The following is a 22,904-nucleotide window of genomic DNA, read 5'->3' on the forward strand; positions in this document are numbered from 1 at the left end:
GACGTAGGCCCGATGAACTTTCCTGGACGTCATCGCCCAGGACCATGCTTCGGCTGGTTTCTACCACCGCCGCTCAAACCGCCTGCGAAGCAGGATGGCGCCGACATTCATGATCAGCAGGAAGATCAGCAGAATGATGATGGCACCGGACGTCCGCTCTACGAAAGCGCGTTCAGCTTCATTGGCCCACATATAGATCTGTACCGGCAGTGCCGTTGACGGATCGAGCGGGGTGCCTGGATAATCCGCCACGAAAGCCACCATGCCGATCAGAAGCAGCGGCGCGGTCTCGCCCAGCGCATGGGCAAGGCCGATAATCGTGCCGGTCAACACGCCAGGCATGGCCAGCGGCAACACATGGTGGAAGACCGTCTGCATCTTGGAAGCGCCCAGACCCAGTGCCGCAGCGCGGATCGACGGCGGCACGGCCTTCAAGGCTGCGCGGGTGGCGATAATGATCGTCGGCAGTGTCATCAGGGTGAGCACCAGTCCGCCGACCAGCGAGGCCGAGCGCGGCAGACCGGCGAAGTTGATGAACACCGCCAGACCCAGCAGGCCGAAGACGATAGAGGGAACGGCCGCGAGATTGTTGATATTGACCTCGATCAGGTCGGTCCAACGGTTCTTCGGGGCAAATTCTTCCAGATAGATCGAGGCGGCAACCCCGATCGGCAGAGACAGGACCAGCACGGTCAGCATCATATAGGCGGTACCGATCAAAGCCACACCAACGCCTGCCGCTTCCGGACGGCTCGATGCGCCATTGACGAAAATACCGGTATTAAAGGACTTGGCCAACGCGCCGCTTTCAGCCAGCGCATTCATCCAGCCGATCTGCTGGTCGGAAATCTTTCGGCTGCTCTCATCGACCGTCAGGTCGAATTGTCCCTTGAAGGCCGTATCGACCGTGGCACTGGCCAGAACCGAGACCGGAACCGTCTTGCCGATGATCGATGGATCGGCAACGACCATGTTGCGCAACTGGACGCGGACATTGTCGGACACCATCTCGGTCAATTGCTTCATGGCCGGACGGTTCGAAGTGTCGATCTTCAGTTTTTCTGCAAGCGCATTGCGCACCAGAACCGGATAGTTGGCCGCAACCAACACGTCTGGGTTTGTCGCGCGCTGGTTGCTCGGATCGATCAGCTTTTCGCTGAATTCAACCGGTACGGTGATCGTTGTCTGCAAGAAGGCCGTGTAGCCTTTGGAAATCACCGACGCGAGCAGCAGGAACAAGAACAGCAAGCCGAAGCTGATTGCGATGATGCCATAGGCCCGGAAACGGCGCTCGGCGGCATAGCGGCGCTTGATGCCGATGTCCCGGCGAGGACGTGATACAGGGGCAAGGGCGCCAGCGCTGTGGCCTGCCGCAGCGGGGGAGAGGGTCTCGCTCATTCGTACTGCTCCCGGTATTTGCGCACGATGTAAAGCGCATAGATATTAAGGCAAAGCGTGATGGCAAACAGGGTAATACCCAGGGCGAAGGCCACCAGCGTTTGCGGCGAGGTGAATTCAAGGTCGCCGGTCAACTGATTGACGATCTTGACGGTGACCGTTGTCATCGGCTCGAAAGGATTAAGCTGGATACGCGCCGCAACGCCTGCGGCCAGCACCACGATCATGGTTTCGCCGATGGCGCGCGAGGCCGTCATGAGCAAGGCTCCAACGATGCCAGGAAGCGCTGCAGGCAGGATTACCCGCTTGACGGTTTCCGACCTTGTGGCACCAAGGCCGAGCGAGCCGTCACGAAGCGAGCGCGGTACGGCGGTGATGATGTCGTCCGACAGGGAGGAGACGTAGGGGATCAACATGATCCCCATGACGAAGCCTGCCGTCAATACGCTTTGGGCCTGGATGAAGCTGGCGAAATCGCCGGTGGCGATGCCATTGATCTTGGCGGAGATATCACGCAGGAACGGACCGACCGATGTCAGCGCGAAAAAGCCGTAGACGATGGTCGGAATGCCCGCCAGCACTTCCAGCAGCGGCTTGGTGATGGCGCGCAGCCGTGGTGAAGCATATTCAGCCATGTAGATGGCAGCAAACAGACCGACGGGCACGGCAAACAGCATGGCGACAACGCCAATATACAAAGTGCCGAGCAGAAGCGGGATCAATCCGAACTGGCCGCCGGTATCGGTGGCGCCAGCAGCGGCAAAACGAGGGTCCCAGACTGTGCCAAAGAAGAACCGCCAGGCTGAAACCTCCCGGAAAAAGTGGGTGGCTTCCGTCAACATCGACAGGATAATGCCGACCGTTGTCAGAATGGCGATGGAAGAGCAGATCACCAGGGCCGCCTGAATGGCCTGCTCGACCCTGTTGCGCGCACGAAAACGCGGCGCGATCAACCGCAGCGCAAACAGAGCGCCTGCGAGCGAGGTGGCGATCACCACGATGGTCAGGGCCATGTCGTTGATGGCGCGCATGCCGTTCAAGGCCTCAGCCGCGACGATCATGTAAGGCTCAGGCTCGCCAGCCAGCGGCACGCCCTGTTCGGCCAGCATGGTGCGGGCCGTCGTGGCATCGGCGCTTTTCAGCTTGGCCAATTGCTCGTCGTCAAGGCTCTTCAGGCCACGCGCGATCGCACCAATGGTGCCGTAATTGAGGTTCTGTGTGGCTCCGGCTTGCGCCTTGACCTCATCGGGCATCGCGTCGCGTACCCGCGTTTCGATCAGCGATGGCGCAATCGCCATCCAGAGGCCCAGCACCAGGAAGGCAGGCACAACTGCCAGAATAGAAACAAAACTGCCGTGATAGCCATAGCGGGAATGCAAGGCAGACGCGCGGCCTTGTGCGAGCGACTGCGCCCGTGACGAGCCCAGCAGGTAGCCGATGATCCCGATAGCAATGACGATAAAAATTAGGATTGACGTACTCATTCTACCATCCCCGGCCTCTCCACGCCCTGCCGCCAAGGGCTGGGCCGTATGTTACGTCATCAATAAACATCAACCGCAACATCATGATGAGACTGGCGCGGACAGTGTCCGCGCCAGCCTCAAAGTCTTACTTGCCAGCGGTGAACTTGGCGCGGAACTCTTCGCGTTCCTTGTCGGGAGCCGGAACCAGGCCGTAATTGGCCAGCGGGCCGTCAGGGCCGATCATCTGCTCGGAAAGGAAGAAGTCGACATATTCCTTCATGCCAGGAATGACGCCGAGATGGGCCTTCTTGACGTAGAAGAACAGCGGACGCGAAACCGGGTATTTGCCGGTGGCAACGGTTTCAACCGAAGGCTTGACGCCGGAAACGGTAGCGACCTTCAGCTTGTCGGCATTGTTTTCATAGAAGGACAGGCCAAACACGCCGATGGCGGTCTTGTTGGCAGAGATGCGGGCCAGCGTTTCGCTGTAATCGCCATCGATATCGACAGCCTTGCCATCCTTACGTACGGCGATGCACTTCTTGGCAGCGGCCTTTTCATCATTCAAGGCAGCCTTGATCGCGTCCAGCGATTTGGTGTCCTTGCAGCCCTGCGTCATGATCTTCTCTTCGAAGACTTCGCGCGTGCCGTGCTTTTCGCCCGGAATGAATGCCATGATGTCGGTGTCCGGCAGGTCCTTATTGACTTCCGACCACTTCTTGTAGGGGTTGGCAACAAGCTTGCCGTCAACCACGACTTCCGCAGCCAGACCCTTGTAAAGGTCGGTCGGCACGAGTGCGAGGTCCTTGTTGGAGCTGTCGACGGCGAAAACAATGCCGTCATAGCCGAACTTGACCTCCTGGATGTCGGTTACGCCAGCAGCCTTACAGGCTTCGGCTTCGGACTTGTTGATCGGACGCGAGGCATTGGCGATATCGATGGTTTCCGGACCAACGCCCTTGCAGAATTCCTTCAGGCCAGCGCCAGTGCCGCCGGATTCAACGACCGGGGTCTTGAACTTGGTAAAGGTCTCGCCAAATGTTTCAGCAACGATCTTGGCATAGGGAAGAACGGTGGAGGAACCAGCGATCTGGACCTGATCACGCGCAGCGGCGGCGCCAGCAAAGGCGACTGAGGCGACCAGAGCCGCTACGGACAGTTTCAGCATATTCATTTATCTCTCCCGAGAATGAGCTTTCGTGTGGGATGCAAGCGTCTGTCGCTTACAATCGCCGTGCTCCGGCGGCTTGTTCTTAAGCCCCGACAGGCTCTGCTTTTATGTCAGTTAGGTGAAACATTTGTGACAGTTCAACCTATTGATTTATATCGGCAAAAATTATAAGGGCCGGGAAGATGCGCGAGATCTGTCAAAAACGGACGGTAAAATCCGTTCCTTGACCAAGTTCGGAGCGGATGATCAGCCGCGCCCGGTGGCGGGTCAGGATATGCTTGACGATGGCAAGCCCCAGCCCGGTTCCTTTCTTGGAGCGGCTATCGGCCACACTGACACGGTAAAAGCGTTCCGTCAGGCGCGGTACATCCTCGGCGGGCACGCCAGGCCCCTTGTCCACCACGCTGACTTCCACGCCGCTGGCCTTCTGGCGTAGAAAAACGTCCACCTGCTTGCCCTCCTGGCCATATTTACAGGCATTTTCGATCAGGTTTTCGAAAACCTGGATCAGTTCATCGCGGTCGCCCGTGACCTCAACGCTCTCCTGTGGCAAATGCAGGCGCAGGTCCACATCCAGCTCTGCGGCGAGTGGGGTCAGGCTGTCACGCACATGGGTCAGAACGGGCTGGAGTGCCACTTTCTGGTCGGGCGCCAGATGGGCTTTCAGCTCCAGCCGGGACAGGGACAGCAGATCATCCACCAGCCGGCTCATCCGGTTGGCCTGATCCAGCATGATGCCCAGAAAGCGCTCCTGCGCCTTCAGGTCGTTGCGGGCGGGGCCGAGCAGGGTTTCGATGAAACCGCGCAAGGAGGCGAGCGGCGTGCGCAGTTCGTGGCTGGCATTGGCGACGAAATCCGAACGCATTCTGTCGATGCGGCGCAGTTCCGAAATATCGCGAAAGGTCATGACGAAAAGGGCCGAATCCCTCTTCAGTTGCGGCAGGGACAGGGGCGCGACCCGCACCGCGAAGACCCTTTCGGAGGGCAACACTTCTGAATGTTCGATCTGGTTGGGCAAGCCGTTGCCGACGGTCTCGCGCACCATGTCGAGAATGCCGGGTGAGCGCCAGCGGGCGGAAATATGCATGCCGGTTTCCAGTTTGCCAAAGGCCTTTTCGGCGGCGCCGTTCTGGAAGACGACCCCACCATCCGAGCCGAACACCACGCAGGGCAGATCGATAGCCGCGATTGTCGCCTGCACAAGTCCCTCGACCTCTTCTCCGTGCGGCAGGATAGGCGAGGGTGCCACAGGTAACTGTTCTGGCGGATCTTTGTCTTCGGTGCCTTTATAGAGCAGGATGACGATCAGCGAAAACAGCAGCAAGACGACGCCGAACTCGCTATCGGCACCGGCCAGCACTGCTGAGCCGGAGACCAGGAGTGTCATTAGGATAAAATCCCAACGGTCGCGCAATCGCTCGCCAAAGCGCCGCCAGGATGGAAAGTACTGCTTCAATGAAAACCTCCGGCGGCGGTATGGGTGGGTTGGAGAGATACCCTATTCCTGTTGCATGACAGGATTTTACCGCCTACGCACGAATGAATGTCAACGCACGGATGGGAACGAAGCGTCGCACTCCCACGTTTCGAACAGGTTGTTGAAGATTTTGACAGTTTCATGGTCAATATACTCAAATCAGACGGTACTGGCGACAGGGAGAATGGAATGGATGACGAGCAGCAGGCAGGCAGTCGTGGCGTAACCTTGCGGATCAGAGGTGAATTGCGCGCCTTTGATATCGACGATCCGGTTCTGCCGGACTGGGTTGAAAAGGAAGCGCTGAGCTCTGGCGGTCATCCCTATGACAAAAAGTTGAAACGAGAGGTCTATGACGAGGAGTTGAAGAAACTCCAGATCGAACTGGTCAAGGTGCAGTACTGGTTGCAATCGACCCGCAAACGGGTGATGGCCCTGTTCGAGGGACGGGATGCAGCGGGCAAGGGCGGCACGATTCACTCCATTCTCGAATATATGAATCCCCGCTCGGTCCACAATGTCGCCTTGACCAAACCGACGGAAACCGAACTCGGTCAATGGTATTTTCAGCGCTATATCACCCATTTTCCGGGCGGGGGCGACATGTCGCTGTTCGATAGATCCTGGTATAACCGCGCTGTGGTCGAGCCGGTTATGGGCTTTTGCACGCCCGACCAATACGAGCATTTTCTGGAACAGGCGCCACGGTTCGAAAAGCTGATCCGGCAGGAAGGCATTTATTTCTTCAAATTCTGGCTCGATATCGGTCAGGAAATGCAGATCAAGCGCTTTCACGACCGCCGTCACGATCCGCTGAAGGTCTGGAAACTATCGCCGATGGACATTGCCGCCCTGGATAAATGGGGCGATTACACCGAAAAACGCGACCGGATGCTGAAGGAAACCCATACCAAGCACGCGCCCTGGATTGTGGCCAAGGCGAATGACAAGCGCCGGGCTCATCTCAATGTCATAAGGCACATGCTGCTTTCCCTTGACTACGAGGGCCGCGACATAAAGGCGATCGGTGAGATCGACAAAAAGATCGTCGCAGAGGCGCCAGATATACTCTGACGACGGACACTGTCCGAAGGGTGTTTTGAAGCAAACACTCAGCAGATTTGGCTTGCGACAGCATCTTCTCGGGTTTCGTTCAGGGCAACGATACTGTCGCAGCAATCACTTGCCGGGAAGAACGCGCACAGCATAAAGATTGATGCCGTTGCCCTGACCGCTGATATCGGCGTTGATCAGAAGCTGCCCAGGAGCATTGGGAGCGACACCATTTGACAGGTTCACCCGAAACAACAGGTCGGCTTTTTCGGGATTGGCGGTGAAGCGGTGACGGGCGCAATCGCCCAGGCGATCAAATGCGCAGCTCAGCGAGAACTGAACCGGTTTTTCACCAGAAGACTGCACCGTCAGGGCGATGGTCGAGGTTCCTCCAGCCATTTGTCGCAACAGGTCAGGCGCAATTTCGATGGCGGCCGTCCCATCCATGTCGGTGCTGCGTGAAACGATATGGACAGCCTGGCCATCGCTGGCGCCGACCACTTCTGCCGTGGCGTTTGGCCTCACCTTGATTTTCGAGGCGTCGTCAGGCTGGAAGGCCTCTATCCAATCATTGGAAAAACCGCGTTGCGGATCGATTGTCTTTGGCTCGTTTGCCGCTTCTCCACCGGATTGATCGGTGGGCTGGTCGCCGTTGAAATCTTCCGACGACACAGTCGGCGTCGGCGAGGGCGCACCCGTCTGCCGCTGGGCAGGCGAAAGCAACAGGCCGGTGGAATAGACCCACCAGGCAGCAATGCCGAGGGAAGACAGGAGGGTGACGGAAATCAACAGGCGAGACAGCACGCCCCGGCGACGGCGTGGCTTTGCAACGGGCTCCGCGCGCATACGACGGGCAGGCTCTTCGTCATATTCTTCCTCTGCGCTCTCTGGCTCCCCACTCATTGGCCGAGCCGAAAACGACGCAAAACTTGCCATGCCCGCCGGATCAGCGCGGTCATGCCGCTCAGCCCGGACATCATCAAGGTCAAGGCTTGGCTCGGCAGGCTGTCCGTGATCACGGTCGACACCGAAGGACAGGGAAGCCGAATCGTCGCCAGCAGCGTGCGCATCGGCTGGAGCAGATGGCGCGGGCCCTCTTGGCGGCATTGGCGCCGAATGCGAGGGCGACATGGGTGGCGAAGCCGGAGCGCGTGTCACGGGTTCAATTGCGGCTTCGGCTTTCAGCCGCGCCCGCTCCTGCTGCTCGATTGCATGAATAGTCGCTTCCAACCGATGGCGCTGCTCGGCCACGGTCTCAGGATCGTTGACATTCTGCTTCTTGAGACCTGCTTCCAGAGCCTGACGCGCAGACTGGTAAATTCTGGCCCGAACTTCAGCCCGCGATCGTTCCGACCGGTCGAGGGCGCTTCTGATGGCCGTTTCCAATCCGCTCACGCGAGACCTTTCCACATTCATGGCCCGCGACGAAATGTATCGGGCACTCTTCTTCCCTTGAATCGGTAATCGGAGACTAGGCAAACCGCAAGCCCGCAGCCCATTCCGCGACAGATCGATAGTGGAAAAACGTCATTATAAACTCTACCGAGTGGCTTGTGACGGTTCTGGGTCACGTTCTGTCCACCCCGGTCGCTCGGGCGCACATCGAGGTCTTGTCAATGCGGCGGACCGTGAGTGCTACTCTTTTCAACCGGCAACAGGTCTGCTAGGCTTTTGACGTTTACGCGAACGTCAATTTTTTGAGGCCCAAATGGCTCTTCCAGATATCCTCTCCCGTCACCTCAGACTTCCGGTGATTGCATCGCCTTTGTTCATCATTTCGCATCCGCGTCTGACGGTGGCGCAGTGCAAGGCGGGTGTGGTCGGTGCCTTCCCGGCGTTGAACGCCCGGCCGGAATCGCAACTGGACGAATGGCTGGATGAGATCACCCAGGAGCTTGCAGCCCATGATCGCGCAAATCCCGAGCGTCCGGCTGCGCCGTTCGCCGTCAACCAGATCGTCCACGGCTCCAACAAACGGCTGGAGCACGACCTGGGCATGTGCGTCAAATACAAGGTGCCGATCGTCATCTCTTCGCTGGGTGCCGTGCCTGAAGTGAATGCTGCCATCCATTCCTATGGCGGCATCGTGCTGCATGACGTGATCAACAATCGCCATGCCCATTCGGCGATCCGCAAGGGTGCCGATGGCCTGATCGCTGTTGCCGCGGGCGCAGGCGGCCATGCGGGAACTCTGTCCCCCTTCGCGCTTATCCAGGAAATCCGGGAATGGTTCGATGGGCCGTTGTTGCTTGCCGGTTCGATTTCGACCGGCGGCGCCATTCTTGCCGCGCAAGCGGCAGGTGCCGACATGGCCTATATCGGTTCGCCCTTTATTGCCACGCAAGAGGCGCGGGCGCCGGACGCCTATAAGCAGGCTCTCGTTGAGGCCAGCGCCACTGATATCGTCTACTCTAACTATTTTACCGGTATTCACGGCAATTATCTGCGCTCCTCCATCGTTGCCTCGGGCCTGGACCCTGACAAACTGCCGGAAGCCGATCCCAGCAAGATGGATTTCGGCAGCGCCGTCACTGGCGCCAAGGCCTGGAAGGACATCTGGGGCTGTGGCCAAGGCATCGGGGCCATCAAGGCCGTGGAACCCGTGGCTGCGCTGGTCGATCGACTGGACACGGAATATCGCGCCGCCCGGGACAGGATCTGCGGAAAAGTGTAACGGATACCAAAAGGCATCTTGAAATCTGCGATGTTTGCCTGTATCCACCCGCACACATCGCAGGTCGGTCTTCGGCCTCGCGTGCCGCTTTAGCTCAGGTGGTAGAGCACATCATTCGTAATGATGGGGTCGCAGGTTCGAGTCCTGCAAGCGGCACCATTTAACCACTGGTATAGCAGGTTTTTTTACCGCCAGCCATTTGCTGGGTGAGAGAGCCATTTTGAGTGGCCACCCTATGCGACCCAGACTAACAGATTGTTTGGCAAGCCAGATAGCCGACAAGCAACCTTCGAATGTTGAATGGGTGAAACTGCTCCTCTGTGGCCTGCGACGGTCCATGCCGAACGGATTTTTGTCCAAGCCAGCCTTTAAAGGGATGGTGCCTTTGATCGGACTGTCTATGAGAGTGTCTATCACGGCTTCCCCTTTATTCGGAACTTTACGACTTCCAGCGCGGTTATTTCTCTTTAAATCAGCAAAGGGAGATGTTTCATGCCCCGTGGTGACAAATCCGCTTATACCGACAAGCAAAAACGCAAGGCTGAACACATCGAAGAGAGTTACGAAAATCGTGGCGTACCCGAAAAGGAAGCGCAAAGCCGCGCCTGGGCGACGGTGAACAAAGAAAGCGGTGGCGGCAACAAGTCAGGGTCCGGTCGCGGCCACCCCGAAAGCCACGCATCCTCGCAAAAGGGTGGACGCAAGGGCGGCAGGACCTCTGCGGCAAGAACTAGGGAAGAGCGATCTGCCTCCGCAAAGAAGGCCGCAGCGACCCGTAAACATAATGAGCAGCACGCCCATCATTGACCGTTACAGCGCCATGCGTTTCATGAAAGGCATGGCGCTGTAACAAACAGAGCCTGTCAGGCTGCGATCGATCTTGCAGTCTTTTCAAAAGCTTCGGCCCAGAGGCCAAGCGCTTCCTCATCATGCCGGGCGGAAAGATAGTAGCGACCGAACTGGTTATACATCGACATCACGCCGTTGCGCCGCAGTTCGGTATGAAGTCTGGTGGTAAAATCCTTGTCGGACAGCTGTGCTGCTTCGCGGTAGTTAGAGGGCGGCGTCTTGCCGCGCCAGAGTGTAAAGACGGTGCCATAGCCGCTCGCACAGATGTCGATGCCTGCATTGTTGAAGGCATGGATCGCATGCGCCTGGAGGTCGGTTCCCACCTTTTCGAGCGCGCCGTAATTGACAGTATCAATGACACTCATCGCCGCCTTCACGGCGGCGCAGGCGACCGGGTTGCCATTGTAGGTGCCGGCGCGGTTGACACGACGGTCCTCAAAGGCTGCCATGACCTCTGGCGTGCCGAGCAAAGCCGCAACGGCAACGCCGTTGCCAATGGCCTTGCCAACCGTCGCAAGATCCGGACGGATACCCATCAGATGGCTTGCCAGGCCACCATGCAGCCGAAAGCCCATCAGCACTTCATCCATAATCACCAGCGCGCCATGCTGGTGGGCAATCGAGGCGACGTGTTGCAGATATCCGGGATCGGCGAGAATACATCCTGCATTGGCCATCATCGGCTCCAGGACGATGGCGGCGATATCATCGCATTCTTCAAACAGCAGTTCGACATCCTGCCGATCGTTGAAGCGAAGCAGTAAGGTATTACCATTCGCTGGACGCTCATTTGTCGCCATTTTCGCTTCCGGCGCTCCGGCATTGCCGAAAGCCACGTCATCGAACCAGCCGTCATAACCGGCAGCCATCTTGACGATTTTCTGCCGCCCGGTCAGCGCGCGCGCCGTCCGGCAGGCCAGATGCACCGCCTCGCTGCCGGAGTTGAGAAAAATGACCTTGGTCAGATCCCCGCTATGGGCAGCAAGAGCGGCTGCCGCTTCCTCTTCAAGCGCGTGGGCATAGGCGGGCATCGAGCCCTTGCTCAAGGCTTCGCGGATGGCTTCGGTGACGACAGGATCGGTATGTCCGAGGAACGTGGCACCGAAGCCAAGGGCCGTATCGACATATCGCCGACCGTCTTCGTCCCAGACATAAGGCCCCTGTGCATTGGCGACGAGAAATCTCTTCCCGTCCAGATCGGGAACTTCACGTCCGCCGCTGGATATACCGCAAACCAGATGTTGCATCATTAAACTCCAAACAGGCTTGGAAGCCATTCGGTCAGGATGGGGAAAGCGACGAGGGCCGCAACACAAACCACGCTGGCAATCCAATAGGGAACCAGCCACTTCGAGACCGACCACATGTCGATTTTTGCGACATTGCAGACGACAAAGATGTTCGTGCCAATCGGCGGGGTAAACAGACCAATGCCGAGCGTCATGGTGAAGACGATGCCGGTCTGGTAGGGCGTCATGCCCGCCGCCAGGGCGATCGGTACCAGTATCGGCGCCAGAATGATCAGCGCTGGCCCAAGATCGAGCCAGAAGCCGACGACTTTCAACAACACCAGCACCAGGATGATGGTGACAAGCGGTGTCGTATGCAGGCCGGTAATCCAGGCGGCGGCATTGGCCGGCACCTGTTCGACCGTCAGAATCCAGCCGAACGGTGTGGCGAGCGCCATGATCATCATGATCACGCCGGTTGTTGCCACGGCAGCCGACGCTGCCGAATAGAGCGACCGCAGCGGAAGCTCACGATAGACGAAGATTCCCACCAGGAAGGAATAGACGACGGCGAGCGCCGAGGCTTCCGTGGCCGTTGCGATGCCGCCAATGATCGAGCCCAGCACCAGCACTGGCATCAGCAGGGCAGGGAGGGCGCCAAGCGCATCCCTGCCAATTTCACCCCATTGCGCGGGTGTTTCGTTGCGCGGAAAATTATGGCGTTTAGCGACGATGTAGGATGTGACCATAAATGTCACTGCGATGAACAGGCCTGGCAGCAGGGCTGCCACCAGCAGGCCGCCGATCGAGGTGTTGGTCAGCACGCCATAGAGGATCAGAATGACGCTCTGTGGACCGATAATGCCAAGGGTGCCGGAGGCGGCTGTTACGGCGGCGGCAAAGGCTTTCGGATAGCCACGCTCGGCCATGGCAGGGATCATGATCGATCCGACGGCACCGGTATCGGCGGTCGCCGAGCCGCTGATGCCCCCATAGACGAGGGCCGTTGCAACATTGACGAGGCCAAGGCCGCCGGTAATGCGGCCGAAGACATGTTCCGCGACCCGCATGATCCGGGTGGTCAGGCCGCCACGGTTCATCAATTCCCCGGCAAAGAGAAACAGAGGAATGGCCGCAAGAGTAATGGCATCGGCACCGCGGATCGTCTGCTGTGCAAACCAGGCGAAGGGCAGGCCGAGATGGCCGACATAGATTGTCAGCAGGCTGGCCACGCCCATGCACCAGGCAATGGGAACGCCGATCAGCAGCAGAAAGGAAAAGCTGAGGATAAGGATGGCAACGGTCATCGCAGTGATCCTTCCTGGGGCTTTTCCGGCAATGGACGAACCTTGTGGGAAAGGCGGTAGAGCGCAATGCAGACGGCTGCGACACCAAGAATGAGGATTGTCGCGGTGATCACGCCGGTCGGCATGCGCAAGACGGATGTCGGCACCTTCCACGAGCGCTGCCAGACCGCCCAGCCGCTGATGACGAAAGCCAGCCCCATGGTCAGAAGCGCCAGGTTGGCGATGGCATCGAAGGCGGCCCGCAGACGGGGCGGGGCGCTGTGCTTGAGGGCTTCGAAAGCGACGTTTTCACCCCGGACTTCGGCATTGATCAATCCGATGAAGATGATCCAGATGAAGGCGATCCCGGCGACTTCGAAGGACCATTCGAACCCGCCCAAACCGAAATAGCGGGCAATCACGCCAAGCAGCGTTGATCCGAACATGACGATGAAGGCCAGTACACCCGCAAACTCGAAGATGCGCTTCAACCACCCCCACCCGCCGGGTGAGGGGTTTTCTGAAAACTGATCCATGGATGGGCCTCAGTTCGCGCTTGCGGCTTGTTTTACCGCCGAAACGAGATCACTGCCCCATTCTTTCGAGAATTGGTCGTAGACCGGCGAGACTAGCGCGACAAACGGTGTGGTATCGACTTTCGTCACCTTGACGCCCTTGCCCTCGAGCTTCTTCTGGGTGTCGGCATAGGCCTTGTCCAAGGCGCTGCGATACCAGATGACGGTGTCTGTCGCGGCTTTCTTCACGGCGGCCTGTTCGTCAGGCGTCAGCGACTCCAGCTTGTCCTTGTTCATATACCACCAGTTGGCGGTCCAGATATAATTGGAGATCGACAGGTCCTTGGCGACTTCATACCATTTTGAGTCCCAGTAATCGCGCATTTCAGGCTCTACGGCAGCAACGACATGCGATTGCAGCGCGGTATAGACTTGACCAAAAGGAATGGATTCCGCCAAGGCGCCAAGCTGCTTCATGGTGGCGAGAATAACGGGATTGGGAGGCGTGCGAATTTTTACGCCGGCCAGATCCGCAGGCTTTTCAATGGGCTTGCTGGTGGCGAACTGGCGAAAGCCGGAGTCGAGCACGCCGAGCATCACATAGCCGCGCTCCTCGCCGAGGCGTTGGATCTTCTGGCCTTGTTCGCCATCGAGAAATGCGTGAACGTTCGATGCGTCCTTGAACAGGAACGGCAGCGACAGCACGTTGAGACGCGGATCGATGGCGTCGACCGCACCGCCAAGACCGATGTCGATTGAACCTGCACCGACGCCATCGGCAATCGGGCCTTCGTCGCCAAGCTGGGCATTCGGGAAGATCTGAACCTTCACCGATCCCTTGGTGTTCTCACCAACTTCCGTTGCGAATTTTTGAACCGCTTCATTGATCAGGCTTTCAGGCGCCGAAGCATGCGCCAGCCGCAATGTTGTTTCGGCATTGGCTGTGCTGGACCAAAGGCTGGAAAGACCAAGTACGGTGCCGAGCATGATGGCAGGCAGCCGGCTGCTTTTGTTGAGAGTGAACATGAATTCCCCTTTACGTTCTTCTTGTGTTGACGCAGCATGAGAATAATTGTCATTGCGCGGCTGAAAATGACAATTTTATTATTGATGCATAAGCGCCGCTGATAGCAGCCGTTTTCTGAAACGGTTGCGCCTTGGGAGATAGGAAGCGTTTCGACGGTCGATTGGTCAATGGCGGAGCAGAATGCGCAATCTCGATAGCGACGCACTGGCAAGCTTTGTAGCTGTTGCCGAGACGGGCAGTTTCACGGCGGCGGCAGAACGGCTGGGACGCACGCAGGCCGCGGTCAGCATGGCGATCGGCAAATGGGAAGAGCGTCTTGATCTGCGATTGTTCGATCGTGGGCATCGCCGGGTCACCTTGACGCCGATCGGGGAAAGATTGCTCGGCTATGCGCGGCGCATACGAGCCATCGAGGATGAAGCCTTGGCCACGCTGCTGGAGGGCCGCAACGAAAGCCGCGTTCGGCTCGGCATGCCCGATGACTACCTGACACTGTTTGGCACGGCGCTGATGCAGCGTTTTGCGCCACAGCATCCCAAGGTCAATCTGGACCTGCAATATGATTTCTCTCACCATCTGGAAGGCATGGTTGAAAGTCGGGAGCTGGATATTGCCATCATAACGCAAAGTCCGGCGGAGCCTAAGGGGGAGTTGATCCGCCTGGAACGGCAGGTTTGGTGCGCGGCGCCAAACCGTTACCCGGAACAAAGCAGTACCGTTCAACTGGCGCTTTTTCCTGACGGCTGCCGGTCCCGGCCACAGGTTCTGGCAGCGCTCGACCGTGCAGATCGCCGTTGGCGCATTGTCTATTCGTCATCGGACATTGCTGGAATTCAGCTGGCGGTTCATTCGGGAGACTTGTTGACGGTTCTGCCGGAGACGGCAGTGCCTGCGAACTGGCGCAAGCTGGGAATGGATGATGGCCTGCCGGAACTGCCGATCTTGCGGTTGGCAATGGTTCTGCCCCAGCAACCGCGTCTGCCGGTCAGGCAATTGGCGACGTTCCTGCGTGCAGAATTCCAGCATTCTCTTTCTACCGCATAACACCTCAACCAGTGTCACCCTGGAATAGTCTCATGATCTCCAATGCACTTGCCTCTATGCTGGCACGGCGTAACATCCATTATGGCTGGATCGTCGTCGCGGCAACCTTCCTCACCATGCTGGTCACGGCAGGTGCCATGGGCGCCCCAGGTGTGCTCATCAAGCCGCTTCAGGATGAGTTTGGCTGGGAGACCTCGCAGATTTCTTCGGCGCTTGCCGTGCGACTGGTGCTGTTTGGCCTGATGGGGCCGTTCTCGGCGGCGTTCATGAATTATTTCGGCGTCCGGAAAGTCATCGTCTTCGCAATGATCCTGATTTCCAGCGGCTTTGTTGGGTCATTGTTCATGACGGAGATCTGGCAGCTTCTGCTGCTTTGGGGCGTGGTCGTCGGCCTCGGTACAGGCCTGACAGCCATGGTGCTCGCGGCCACCGTTTCGGCCCGCTGGTTTACCAGGCATCGCGGCCTCGTCGTCGGCATGCTCTCGGCAAGCTCGGCCACCGGTCAACTGGTTTTCCTGCCACTGATGGCGCAATTGACGGAAAGCTACGGCTGGCGAATGACAGTGTTTTTCGTCTGCGGCATGATCCTGCTGGCTGCACTCATTGTGCTGGCCGTGATGCGTGACCGTCCCTCCGATCTCAACCTGCCCTCTTTTGGGGAGGAGCAGGTGATAACGCCATTGCCACAGACCGGTGGCCTGCTGACAATGTTGGCAACACCCGTTTCCGTGCTCAGGGAGGTGTCAAAGACATCCACCTTCTGGATTCTTTTTGCGACGTTCTTCATCTGCGGGCTCAGCACCAACGGACTGATCCAGACGCATTTCGTCACGCTCTGCGGCGATTTCGGCATTCTGCCGGTGGCCGCTGCCAGTGTGCTTGCGGTGATGGGCATTTTCGACTTCTTTGGAACGATCGGCTCCGGTTGGCTCTCCGACCGCTTCGACAATCGCTGGCTACTTTTCTGGTATTACGGTCTGCGTGGCCTGTCGTTGCTCTTCCTGCCGTTCAGCGATTTCAGCTTTTACGGACTGTCGATCTTTGCTGTCTTCTACGGCCTGGACTGGATCGCCACCGTGCCCCCAACCGTCAAGATCGCCGCTGACCGCTTCGGTCGTGAAAAAGCAGGGATCGTTTTCGGCTGGGTCTTTACCGGTCACCAACTCGGCGCTGCGACTGCGGCCTATGGCGCCGGTCTGTCTCGCACGGAGTTGCAGAGCTATTTACCCGCTTTCTTCATCGCCGGAGCTTTCTGCCTGCTGGCCTCGATTCTGGCGATTACCTTGGAGAAAACCGGTCGTTCAGTGCCCTCGGCAGCCCATTGAGACGAGGAGCCATTGTCAGGGAAAAGGAGAGGCTGTTTTCCTGAAAGGACAAATGGCAACAAAAAGATCCAGAGGCTCTTCGTTTCAAATAGGCCGGTCCATAAAAATCGAATCATTGATTTAGCTGAATGCATACTTGGCCATGATAAATTCCTCCCGGATAGAGTGTGAGGATCAAGTATGATTGTTCAACTTAACACCTCGGTTCCTTCTGCGGGTGCGCCAAAAGAAGATACCGCCAGTCCTTTTCAAGAGGGAGCCGTTTTGCCGGAGACCTTAAGTCTTGCCGAGCGCGAGACCTATAATCTGGCCCTGGATGCGCAAAATGGTGACAATGTTCTGGATAAGGTCATCCTGAACGTCGTGCAGCCTCCCGCTCTCGTGTTGTTTGCCCTTCTGGACGCGGGCCGGGTCTTCCCGGATGTGCCTCTGCCCCAGGCGCAGGATGCGTATGATCGCATGGCTGATACCACGGAGATCGAGGTGCCTGATGTCGGCGATAGCTCGAAAAACCAACCGGGAGCCAAACCCGCCAAGACTGACAGCGGCTTCGCCGACAGTGGAAGCAATACAATATCCTCGCCCATTGCTGCTGGGACTTCGTCCGCATCATCGACCATCTCGACCTCGGCACCGTCGATTACCGCCTGATCCCACAGGTCCGACTTAAGACCGTGCGCCCTAACGTTAAAGTGTGCCCTTAAGAGTGTTTTCAGGTCTTAACCCTGTACGCTAAATCGTCCGTCCGGACGCTCGCCATCTTGCATGGACGGCAACGTTTGATAGCGCAAGCACCGCGCCGCGCGCAATTTCCCCACTTGAGATATGTCAATGCCGACCACCCGGCAATCGCGTTTTATCGCGCCGACATTACTCCAGTATTCACCGGTGAGTTTGGTGCCATGGGGGTAAATTATGAAAATAACACAAGATGTTACAATTGACGTGATTATGCCTGACCGGGCGAAAAGCGTTGGTGCGGGCCGAAGTATCCCTTCCGGACAGGCCTGACGATAGAGGAGATGGATTTCCGATGCTGCGTGATCGTATTCGCTACAGACCTCTGATGGACAAGCTGGTCACAGCCGACGAGGCCGCCGCCATGATCGAAGACGGCATGACCATCGGCATGAGCGGCTTTACCCGCGCCGGGGAAGCCAAGGCGGTGCCGATGGCGCTGGCGGAGCGCGCCCGTAAGCATCCTTTGAAAATCACGCTGATGACCGGTGCGTCGCTGGGCAATGATCTCGACAAGACGCTTGTCGAAGCCCATGTCGTGTCACGGCGCATGCCGTTTCAGGCCGATCCGGCGCTGCGCAAGGCGATCAATGCCGGCGAGGTGATGTTCATCGACCAGCATCTTTCAGAAACGGTTGAACAGTTGCGCACCGGTCAGATCGCGCCGGTCGATATTGCCATCATTGAGGCGGTGGCCATTACCGAGCATGGTGGCATTGTGCCGACCACATCGGTTGGCAATTCCGCCAGCTTTGCCATTCTCGCCAAGAAAGTGATTATCGAGCTGAACCTATCGCAGCCGATCACGCTGGAAGGCCTGCACGACATCTATATCCCGTCGCGGCGCCCGGCTCGTATGCCGATCCCCGTTGTGACGCCGGAAAGCCGTGTCGGGCTGCCCTATATTTCTATTCCTCCGGAAAAAATTGCCGCCATTGTCGTCTCGGAGAAACAGGACAGCTCGGCCCCTATTCAGCCGCCGGACGACGATACCAAGGCCATTGCCAGCCATCTGATTGAGCTTTTGCTCAACGAAGTGCGCCAAGGCCGGATGGGCTACGATCTCCAGCCGTTGCAGGCCGGGATTGGCACCATTGCCAATGCCGTCTTGCATGGCTTTATCGATACACCGTTCCATGACTTGAAGATGTATTCGGAGGTCTTACAGGATTCGACCTTCGAATTGATCGATGCCGGCAAGATGACTTTTGCCTCTGCCTCGTCGATTACCCTGTCGGCGGAGATGTATCAGAAAGTCCTGCCAAAACTGGCTGAATACAAGCATCACCTCGTGCTGCGTCCGCAGGAAATCAGCAATCATCCTGAAGTCATTCGGCGGCTGGGGCTGATCTGCATCAATACGGCGCTTGAATTCGACCTCTACGGCAATGTGAATTCCACTCATGTCGGCGGCACGCAGATGATGAACGGCATCGGCGGATCTGGTGATTTTGCCCGCAATGCCTATCTGTCGATTTTCGTTACCAAGTCTATTGCCAAGAATGGTGCGATTTCCTCTGTCGTTCCTATGGTCAGTCATGTCGATCACACCGAACACGACGTCGATATTCTCATTACCGAACAGGGGCTTGCCGATCTACGCGGTCTGGCGCCGCGCGAAAGGGCGCGGCTGGTTCTCGACAACTGCGTGCATCCCGATTACCGCGACCAGCTTGCCGATTATTATCAGAGGGCGCTCGTGCGTGGGGGGCATACGCCTCACATTCTCGAAGAGGCGTTTTCCTGGCATCAATCGATGCGTGAGACAGGAACCATGCGCCGATAAGATTTGACTGGTATCAAGCGTCTAATGACGATAAACCGGTTTCGACACCAGAGCCGGGCGGCATGATGCTGACCCGGGGCGGATACAGACCGGACCCGACAATGATTAAACCGCATGCCGACCGATCCGCCCTATCTCTTTCTGAAAAGCAGACCATCACAGCTCCACCCCGCCGCTCAAGGCGGCGCGGCTTGACCATGTCCATGCGCTCGGCCACTCGGCCGCTCGCTATTATCATGCTCGGCGTGCTGTTGGTGGGCTGCGCATCGCGGGCGGTGGGCGTGATGAAGCCGGTTGGTGCGGTTAAGGCTGCCAATGCCAGCGAGGTCAACGTGCTGGCCGCAACGACCCGTGCGCCGTCGGAGGATAAATCTATCCTGTTCAGCGGTGAGCGTGGAACGGGTCTTATGATCGATGCCGTCACCATTTCGATCCCTCCCGACGCAACCCGCAAGATCGGTGAGGTTCAATGGCCAAAGAAGCTGCCGCCGGATCCGCGTAAGGAGTTCGCGACAGTTGCCGTCCAGCCCATTCAGAACGACCAGCAGCGCCGGGCCTGGCTGAACACCCATGCAAAGGGCAAGCACCGCGTGCTGTTGTTCGTGCATGGGTTCAATAATACCTACGAGGATTCCGTCTATCGCTTTGCCCAGATCGTTCACGATTCAGGCACGGATGTGGTGCCGATGGTGTTTACCTGGCCGTCTCGCGCCAGTATTTTCGATTATAATTACGACAAGGAAAGCACCAATTACTCCCGCGATGCCCTGGAAGAAATGCTGACCCGCATGACCAGCGACCCGCAGGTTTCAGATGTGACCGTCATGGCGCATTCGATGGGATCGTGGCTTGCCGTCGAAGCGCTGCGGCAAATGGCTATCCGCCATGGCGGCGTCAATGCCAAGATTACCAATGTCATTCTTGCCTCTCCGGATCTGGATGTCGATGTGTTCGGCAAGCAGTTTCAGGCCTTGGGGCCAAAGCCGCCGCATTTCACCCTGTTCGTTTCGCAGGATGACCGGGCGCTGAGTATTTCCCGGCGCATTTCCGGCAATGTCGACCGGTTGGGACAGATCAATCCGGCCAATGAACCCTATCGAAGCGTGCTCGAAAAGGCTGGCATCACCGTTCTCGACCTGACCAAGCTGAAAACTGGCGATAGGCTGAACCACGGCAAGTTCGCCGAAAGCCCTGATGTCGTGCGGCTGATCGGCGGACGGCTGATTGCCGGGCAGACCGTCACGGATTCGCAGGTCGGCGTCGGCGAAGCTCTCGGTGCCGTCACCATCGGCGCGACCAACACGATCGGTCAGGCCGCCAGCACCGCAATCAGCGCACCGATCATGATCTTCGACCCCCGGACCCGTCGAAACTATGGGGACCAGCTGAAAAAGCTTGGCGAAAGTGCTGGCTCGACGGTCACCTCCGTCGGTGACACTGTGCCACGGTGATGCTGCTGAATAATTACCACCTTGAATCGATTTCGGTTTCAGGAATTATGCAATAGATCGCCTGTTGCTTGAGGGACTGATCAGCCACGAACCGGAGGATGCCGCGATGAGATGGAAGCGCATGATGCAATTGCTCGATGTGCATTGCGAAGGCGAAATCGGCAAAGTGGCGATTGGCGGGGTTCCGAAAATTCCCGGCGATACGGTGGCGGATCAGTTGCATTGGTTGAATACGGACCCGAAAGGCCGGGAGCTGCGGCATTTTCTAGTGTTGGAGCCACGCGGAGCACCAATCGGCTCGGTCAATCTGCTGCTACCGGCCAAGGACAGCCGAGCGGATGCCGCCTTCATCATCCTTCAGCCCGATCAGGCCCATGCCAGTTCCGGCTCCAATTCGATCTGCGTCACCACGGCCCTGCTTGAAAGCGGCATGATCGAGATGCAGGAACCGGAAACGGTGGTGATGCTGGAAACCGCCGCCGGGCTGGTCAAGGCTGTGGCTCAATGCAAAGAGGGGCATTGCGACAGCGTCACCTTGACTATGGTGCCATCCTTCGTTCACGAACTGGACGCGCAGATTGCCACGGAAAGTTGGGGCGAGATTCGCTTCGATCTCGCTTATGGCGGGGTTTTCTATGCGCTGGTGGATGTCCGCCAACTCGGACTGTCCATCGAGCCGGGCAATGCGCGCCGTCTGGTGGAGGCGGGCATGCTGTTGAAGGGCGACATTAATCAGCGCATACAGGTCGTGCATCCGGATATTCCGGCCATTTCCGGCGTCGCCTATGTGATGTTTCGCGATGAGGACCCGGACGGTGCCGTGCGGACCTGCACCACTATGTGGCCGGGTCGGGTAGACCGTTCGCCTTGCGGTACAGGAAATTCGGCCAATCTCGCCACATTGCATGCGCGTGGCCGGGTCAAGCCGGGTGACAGCTTTCTGTCGCGCTCGATCATCGGTTCGCAGTTCACGGTCGGTCTGCAAGGCCTGACCACCGTTGCCGGTCGCTCTGCGGTCATTCCCACCATTACCGGACGCGGCTTTACCTATGGCATCCACCAGGTTGCCCTGGATGCCTTCGATCCACTCGGGGGTGGGTTTGTGTTGACGGATGTCTGGGGTGCTGCGGCCGAAACCATCAAGATTTAAGAGCTGTGATGGCGCCCAGCTGGGGGCCTCCCGACATCCGGAATCTTAAAACGTGAGGGAGTGTCGAAAACCCATCTATTCTTAAGGTTGTCAACTGTGTTGAATACACCGTACTACAGTCTGTCAGCTTCATACTGAACTGGCTATCGCGTCACTTCTTTTGTTTTCGTTTGTCTTTTCAGGAAAGCCGGGTTGCAATTTCCCTAAGGCAAGCCTTTTAAGTCCAGGGTTTTGGGCAGAGCAGTAGCAACCGGTTTTGGACACGATGCCACACCGTGACAAAGCGAATTTCGGACGATTGACAAAGCGCATGGTGCTTTCGGCAAGGGGACGCAATGACATCGGAAAACACTGCTGATACTGGCTTGGCAGGTAATGGCTTGGTGGATACTGGCATGTTTCTGGCCCAGGCGGATATTTTCACCAGCCTGACGCCGGAAGAAGATAGGGCATGGTCGCAGCTCTGCACCGTTGAGAGCGTTTCGGGTGGCACGATTGTCCTCGATTATGGCATCAGACCCGAAATTGTACTCGTCGTCCTGTCTGGCGCTCTGCGTGCCACGTTGCGTGTTTCAGCCGGAAAGGAGCTATTTCTGGATATGATCGGCCCCGGCGGCACCATGGCAGAAATGGATGCGATACGCCCTGAAGGTTATAATCTTTGTCTGATGACCACCACCGATGCGACGCTGGTTCGAATGCCAGTGGACGTCTTCAATGACATTATCGCGAAAAAACACACAGTCTGTCTGAGCCTGCTGTCCATCTTGGTCCAGCGCATGCACGTCCTGCATGCCAGAATATGCGAGTTTTCCTATCTCGATGTCCGGCACCGCCTTTACACAACCTTGCTACGATTGTCGAAGCCCTGTGAGGACAAGCCCCAGCAGCGGGCGATCTCTCCGGTGATCATTCATGCGGCTTTAGCCGAACATGTTGGTGCCCGCCGCGAAACCGTCTCACGCGAAATGTCGCGTCTGGTGCAGGATGGCGTGATCGAACGCACCCGCAATGCGATTGTCATCCGCCAGCCCCACGAGTTATTGCGGCGCCTGTCGCAATTCGATTTTGCATGAATTATTATTTTTTCCAATGGCTTAGATTGAAACTCAAGGCGACGGTCTCTCATGGATCTCGCCAGTTGCCCTAAAACAAGAAAAACTAAAATTTTAGCTGATTGCTTTAGCCAATTTCAGTGTGCCCCTGATACAAGCAAGGGTAATCGCTGAGATTTGGAGCGCTGACTTGGTTCTGCATGATGCAGA

19 protein-coding genes and 1 tRNA gene are annotated in these 22,904 nt (G+C 57.7%); 11 read left to right on the forward strand and 9 right to left on the reverse strand.

Annotated elements, in window-relative coordinates:
- Positions 1–60: 60 nt before the first annotated feature.
- The 4 genes from pstA to phoR all read right to left on the reverse strand — a co-directional run bounded on the left by pstA (position 61) and on the right by phoR (position 5,422).
- Complete coding sequence (gene pstA, locus ASB66_RS06870) at positions 61–1,398, reverse strand: phosphate ABC transporter permease PstA (RefSeq protein WP_060719603.1); 1,338 nt, start codon at positions 1,396–1,398, stop codon at positions 61–63.
- Complete coding sequence (pstC, locus tag ASB66_RS06875; protein ID WP_060719602.1) at positions 1,395–2,882, reverse strand: phosphate ABC transporter permease subunit PstC; 1,488 nt, start codon at positions 2,880–2,882, stop codon at positions 1,395–1,397. The genes pstA and pstC overlap by 4 nt, the downstream gene beginning before the upstream one ends.
- A 127-nt stretch (positions 2,883–3,009) precedes the next feature.
- Complete coding sequence (locus ASB66_RS06880) at positions 3,010–4,038, reverse strand: substrate-binding domain-containing protein (protein WP_060719601.1); 1,029 nt, start codon at positions 4,036–4,038, stop codon at positions 3,010–3,012.
- 193 nt (positions 4,039–4,231) lie between these two features.
- A complete protein-coding gene (gene phoR, locus ASB66_RS06885; protein WP_060719600.1) occupies positions 4,232–5,422 on the reverse strand; it encodes a phosphate regulon sensor histidine kinase PhoR in 1,191 nt (396 codons plus the stop codon).
- Positions 5,423–5,701: 279 nt separating this feature from the next.
- Here phoR and ppk2 point away from each other — a divergent pair, with 279 nt between their 5' ends.
- A complete protein-coding gene (gene ppk2 / locus ASB66_RS06890; protein WP_060719599.1) occupies positions 5,702–6,586 on the forward strand; it encodes a polyphosphate kinase 2 in 885 nt (294 codons plus the stop codon).
- A gap of 105 nt (positions 6,587–6,691) precedes the next feature.
- On the opposite strand, the gene ASB66_RS06895 is transcribed toward ppk2, so the two are convergent.
- Complete coding sequence (locus ASB66_RS06895) at positions 6,692–7,960, reverse strand: hypothetical protein (RefSeq protein WP_081089168.1); 1,269 nt, start codon at positions 7,958–7,960, stop codon at positions 6,692–6,694.
- 313 nt (positions 7,961–8,273) lie between these two features.
- Here ASB66_RS06895 and ASB66_RS06900 point away from each other — a divergent pair, with 313 nt between their 5' ends.
- The 3 genes from ASB66_RS06900 (at position 8,274) to ASB66_RS06910 (ending at position 10,046) form a co-directional block, all read left to right on the forward strand.
- Positions 8,274–9,239 (forward strand): NAD(P)H-dependent flavin oxidoreductase, encoded by a 966-nt coding sequence (locus tag ASB66_RS06900; RefSeq protein ID WP_060719597.1) that lies wholly within the window; start codon positions 8,274–8,276, stop codon positions 9,237–9,239.
- Positions 9,240–9,322: 83 nt separating this feature from the next.
- Positions 9,323–9,398: transfer RNA gene (locus ASB66_RS06905), tRNA-Thr, on the forward strand.
- 333 nt (positions 9,399–9,731) lie between these two features.
- Positions 9,732–10,046: a hypothetical protein gene (locus tag ASB66_RS06910; protein WP_060719596.1), complete on the forward strand. Its 315-nt coding sequence runs from the start codon at positions 9,732–9,734 to the stop codon at positions 10,044–10,046.
- Positions 10,047–10,102: 56 nt separating this feature from the next.
- Here the strand turns inward: ASB66_RS06910 and ASB66_RS06915 are convergent, their stop codons facing one another.
- The 4 genes from ASB66_RS06915 to ASB66_RS06930 are packed head-to-tail and all read right to left on the reverse strand — an operon-like array spanning position 10,103 to position 14,144.
- The gene (locus ASB66_RS06915; RefSeq protein WP_060719751.1) at positions 10,103–11,335 is read right to left on the reverse strand and encodes an aspartate aminotransferase family protein; all 1,233 of its coding nucleotides are present in this window, start codon (positions 11,333–11,335) and stop codon (positions 10,103–10,105) included.
- A 2-nt stretch (positions 11,336–11,337) separates the two neighbouring features.
- The gene (locus ASB66_RS06920) at positions 11,338–12,624 is read right to left on the reverse strand and encodes a TRAP transporter large permease (RefSeq protein WP_060719595.1); all 1,287 of its coding nucleotides are present in this window, start codon (positions 12,622–12,624) and stop codon (positions 11,338–11,340) included.
- A complete protein-coding gene (locus ASB66_RS06925; RefSeq protein ID WP_060719594.1) occupies positions 12,621–13,139 on the reverse strand; it encodes a TRAP transporter small permease in 519 nt (172 codons plus the stop codon). The genes ASB66_RS06920 and ASB66_RS06925 overlap by 4 nt, the downstream gene beginning before the upstream one ends.
- 9 nt (positions 13,140–13,148) lie before the next feature.
- Positions 13,149–14,144 (reverse strand): TRAP transporter substrate-binding protein, encoded by a 996-nt coding sequence (locus tag ASB66_RS06930; RefSeq protein ID WP_060719593.1) that lies wholly within the window; start codon positions 14,142–14,144, stop codon positions 13,149–13,151.
- Between the two features lie 181 nt (positions 14,145–14,325).
- On the opposite strand from ASB66_RS06930, the gene ASB66_RS06935 reads away from it, so the two are divergent.
- From ASB66_RS06935 to ASB66_RS06965, 7 genes are all read left to right on the forward strand, one after another.
- Positions 14,326–15,189: a LysR family transcriptional regulator gene (locus ASB66_RS06935; RefSeq protein WP_060719592.1), complete on the forward strand. Its 864-nt coding sequence runs from the start codon at positions 14,326–14,328 to the stop codon at positions 15,187–15,189.
- 32 nt (positions 15,190–15,221) lie between these two features.
- A complete protein-coding gene (locus ASB66_RS06940) occupies positions 15,222–16,514 on the forward strand; it encodes an MFS transporter (RefSeq protein ID WP_060719591.1) in 1,293 nt (430 codons plus the stop codon).
- A 180-nt stretch (positions 16,515–16,694) separates the two neighbouring features.
- Entirely contained in the window at positions 16,695–17,165 is a 471-nt protein-coding gene (locus ASB66_RS06945) for a hypothetical protein (protein WP_060719590.1), read from the forward strand.
- Positions 17,166–17,547: 382 nt separating this feature from the next.
- Positions 17,548–19,038: an acetyl-CoA hydrolase/transferase family protein gene (locus tag ASB66_RS06950; RefSeq protein ID WP_060719589.1), complete on the forward strand. Its 1,491-nt coding sequence runs from the start codon at positions 17,548–17,550 to the stop codon at positions 19,036–19,038.
- Between the two features lie 197 nt (positions 19,039–19,235).
- Positions 19,236–20,489 carry an alpha/beta hydrolase gene (locus tag ASB66_RS06955; RefSeq protein WP_060719750.1) on the forward strand — a complete coding sequence of 418 codons (1,254 nt, stop codon included), beginning with the start codon at positions 19,236–19,238 and terminating at the stop codon, positions 20,487–20,489.
- Positions 20,490–20,595: 106 nt separating this feature from the next.
- Positions 20,596–21,639, forward strand: a complete 1,044-nt coding sequence (locus ASB66_RS06960; protein ID WP_060719749.1) for a proline racemase family protein — start codon at positions 20,596–20,598, stop codon at positions 21,637–21,639.
- Positions 21,640–21,974: 335 nt separating this feature from the next.
- Complete coding sequence (locus tag ASB66_RS06965; RefSeq protein ID WP_060719588.1) at positions 21,975–22,715, forward strand: Crp/Fnr family transcriptional regulator; 741 nt, start codon at positions 21,975–21,977, stop codon at positions 22,713–22,715.
- The last annotated feature ends 189 nt before the right edge of the window (positions 22,716–22,904 follow it).

The organism is Gillisella vitis (assembly GCF_001541345.2).
In the GTDB taxonomy this organism is placed as follows: Bacteria; Pseudomonadota; Alphaproteobacteria; order Rhizobiales; family Rhizobiaceae; genus Allorhizobium; species Allorhizobium vitis.

Bases quoted from the DNA above. Each gene is read 5' to 3' on its own strand.
- ASB66_RS06880 (WP_060719601.1), bottom strand. From the start codon at position 4,038: ATGAATATGCTGAAACTGTCCGTAGCGGCTCTGGTCGCCTCAGTCGCC.
- ASB66_RS06910 (WP_060719596.1), top strand. From the start codon at position 9,732: ATGCCCCGTGGTGACAAATCCGCTTATACCGACAAGCAAAAACGCAAG.
- ASB66_RS06945 (WP_060719590.1), top strand. From the start codon at position 16,695: ATGATTGTTCAACTTAACACCTCGGTTCCTTCTGCGGGTGCGCCAAAA.
- ASB66_RS06920 (WP_060719595.1), bottom strand. From the start codon at position 12,624: ATGACCGTTGCCATCCTTATCCTCAGCTTTTCCTTTCTGCTGCTGATC.
- ppk2 (WP_060719599.1), top strand. From the start codon at position 5,702: ATGGATGACGAGCAGCAGGCAGGCAGTCGTGGCGTAACCTTGCGGATC.
- ASB66_RS06900 (WP_060719597.1), top strand. From the start codon at position 8,274: ATGGCTCTTCCAGATATCCTCTCCCGTCACCTCAGACTTCCGGTGATT.
- ASB66_RS06935 (WP_060719592.1), top strand. From the start codon at position 14,326: ATGCGCAATCTCGATAGCGACGCACTGGCAAGCTTTGTAGCTGTTGCC.
- ASB66_RS06955 (WP_060719750.1), top strand. From the start codon at position 19,236: ATGTCCATGCGCTCGGCCACTCGGCCGCTCGCTATTATCATGCTCGGC.
- ASB66_RS06915 (WP_060719751.1), bottom strand. From the start codon at position 11,335: ATGCAACATCTGGTTTGCGGTATATCCAGCGGCGGACGTGAAGTTCCC.
- ASB66_RS06940 (WP_060719591.1), top strand. From the start codon at position 15,222: ATGATCTCCAATGCACTTGCCTCTATGCTGGCACGGCGTAACATCCAT.
- ASB66_RS06930 (WP_060719593.1), bottom strand. From the start codon at position 14,144: ATGTTCACTCTCAACAAAAGCAGCCGGCTGCCTGCCATCATGCTCGGC.
- ASB66_RS06925 (WP_060719594.1), bottom strand. From the start codon at position 13,139: ATGGATCAGTTTTCAGAAAACCCCTCACCCGGCGGGTGGGGGTGGTTG.
- phoR (WP_060719600.1), bottom strand. From the start codon at position 5,422: ATGACACTCCTGGTCTCCGGCTCAGCAGTGCTGGCCGGTGCCGATAGC.
- pstA (WP_060719603.1), bottom strand. From the start codon at position 1,398: ATGAGCGAGACCCTCTCCCCCGCTGCGGCAGGCCACAGCGCTGGCGCC.
- pstC (WP_060719602.1), bottom strand. From the start codon at position 2,882: ATGAGTACGTCAATCCTAATTTTTATCGTCATTGCTATCGGGATCATC.
- ASB66_RS06965 (WP_060719588.1), top strand. From the start codon at position 21,975: ATGACATCGGAAAACACTGCTGATACTGGCTTGGCAGGTAATGGCTTG.
- ASB66_RS06950 (WP_060719589.1), top strand. From the start codon at position 17,548: ATGCTGCGTGATCGTATTCGCTACAGACCTCTGATGGACAAGCTGGTC.
- ASB66_RS06960 (WP_060719749.1), top strand. From the start codon at position 20,596: ATGAGATGGAAGCGCATGATGCAATTGCTCGATGTGCATTGCGAAGGC.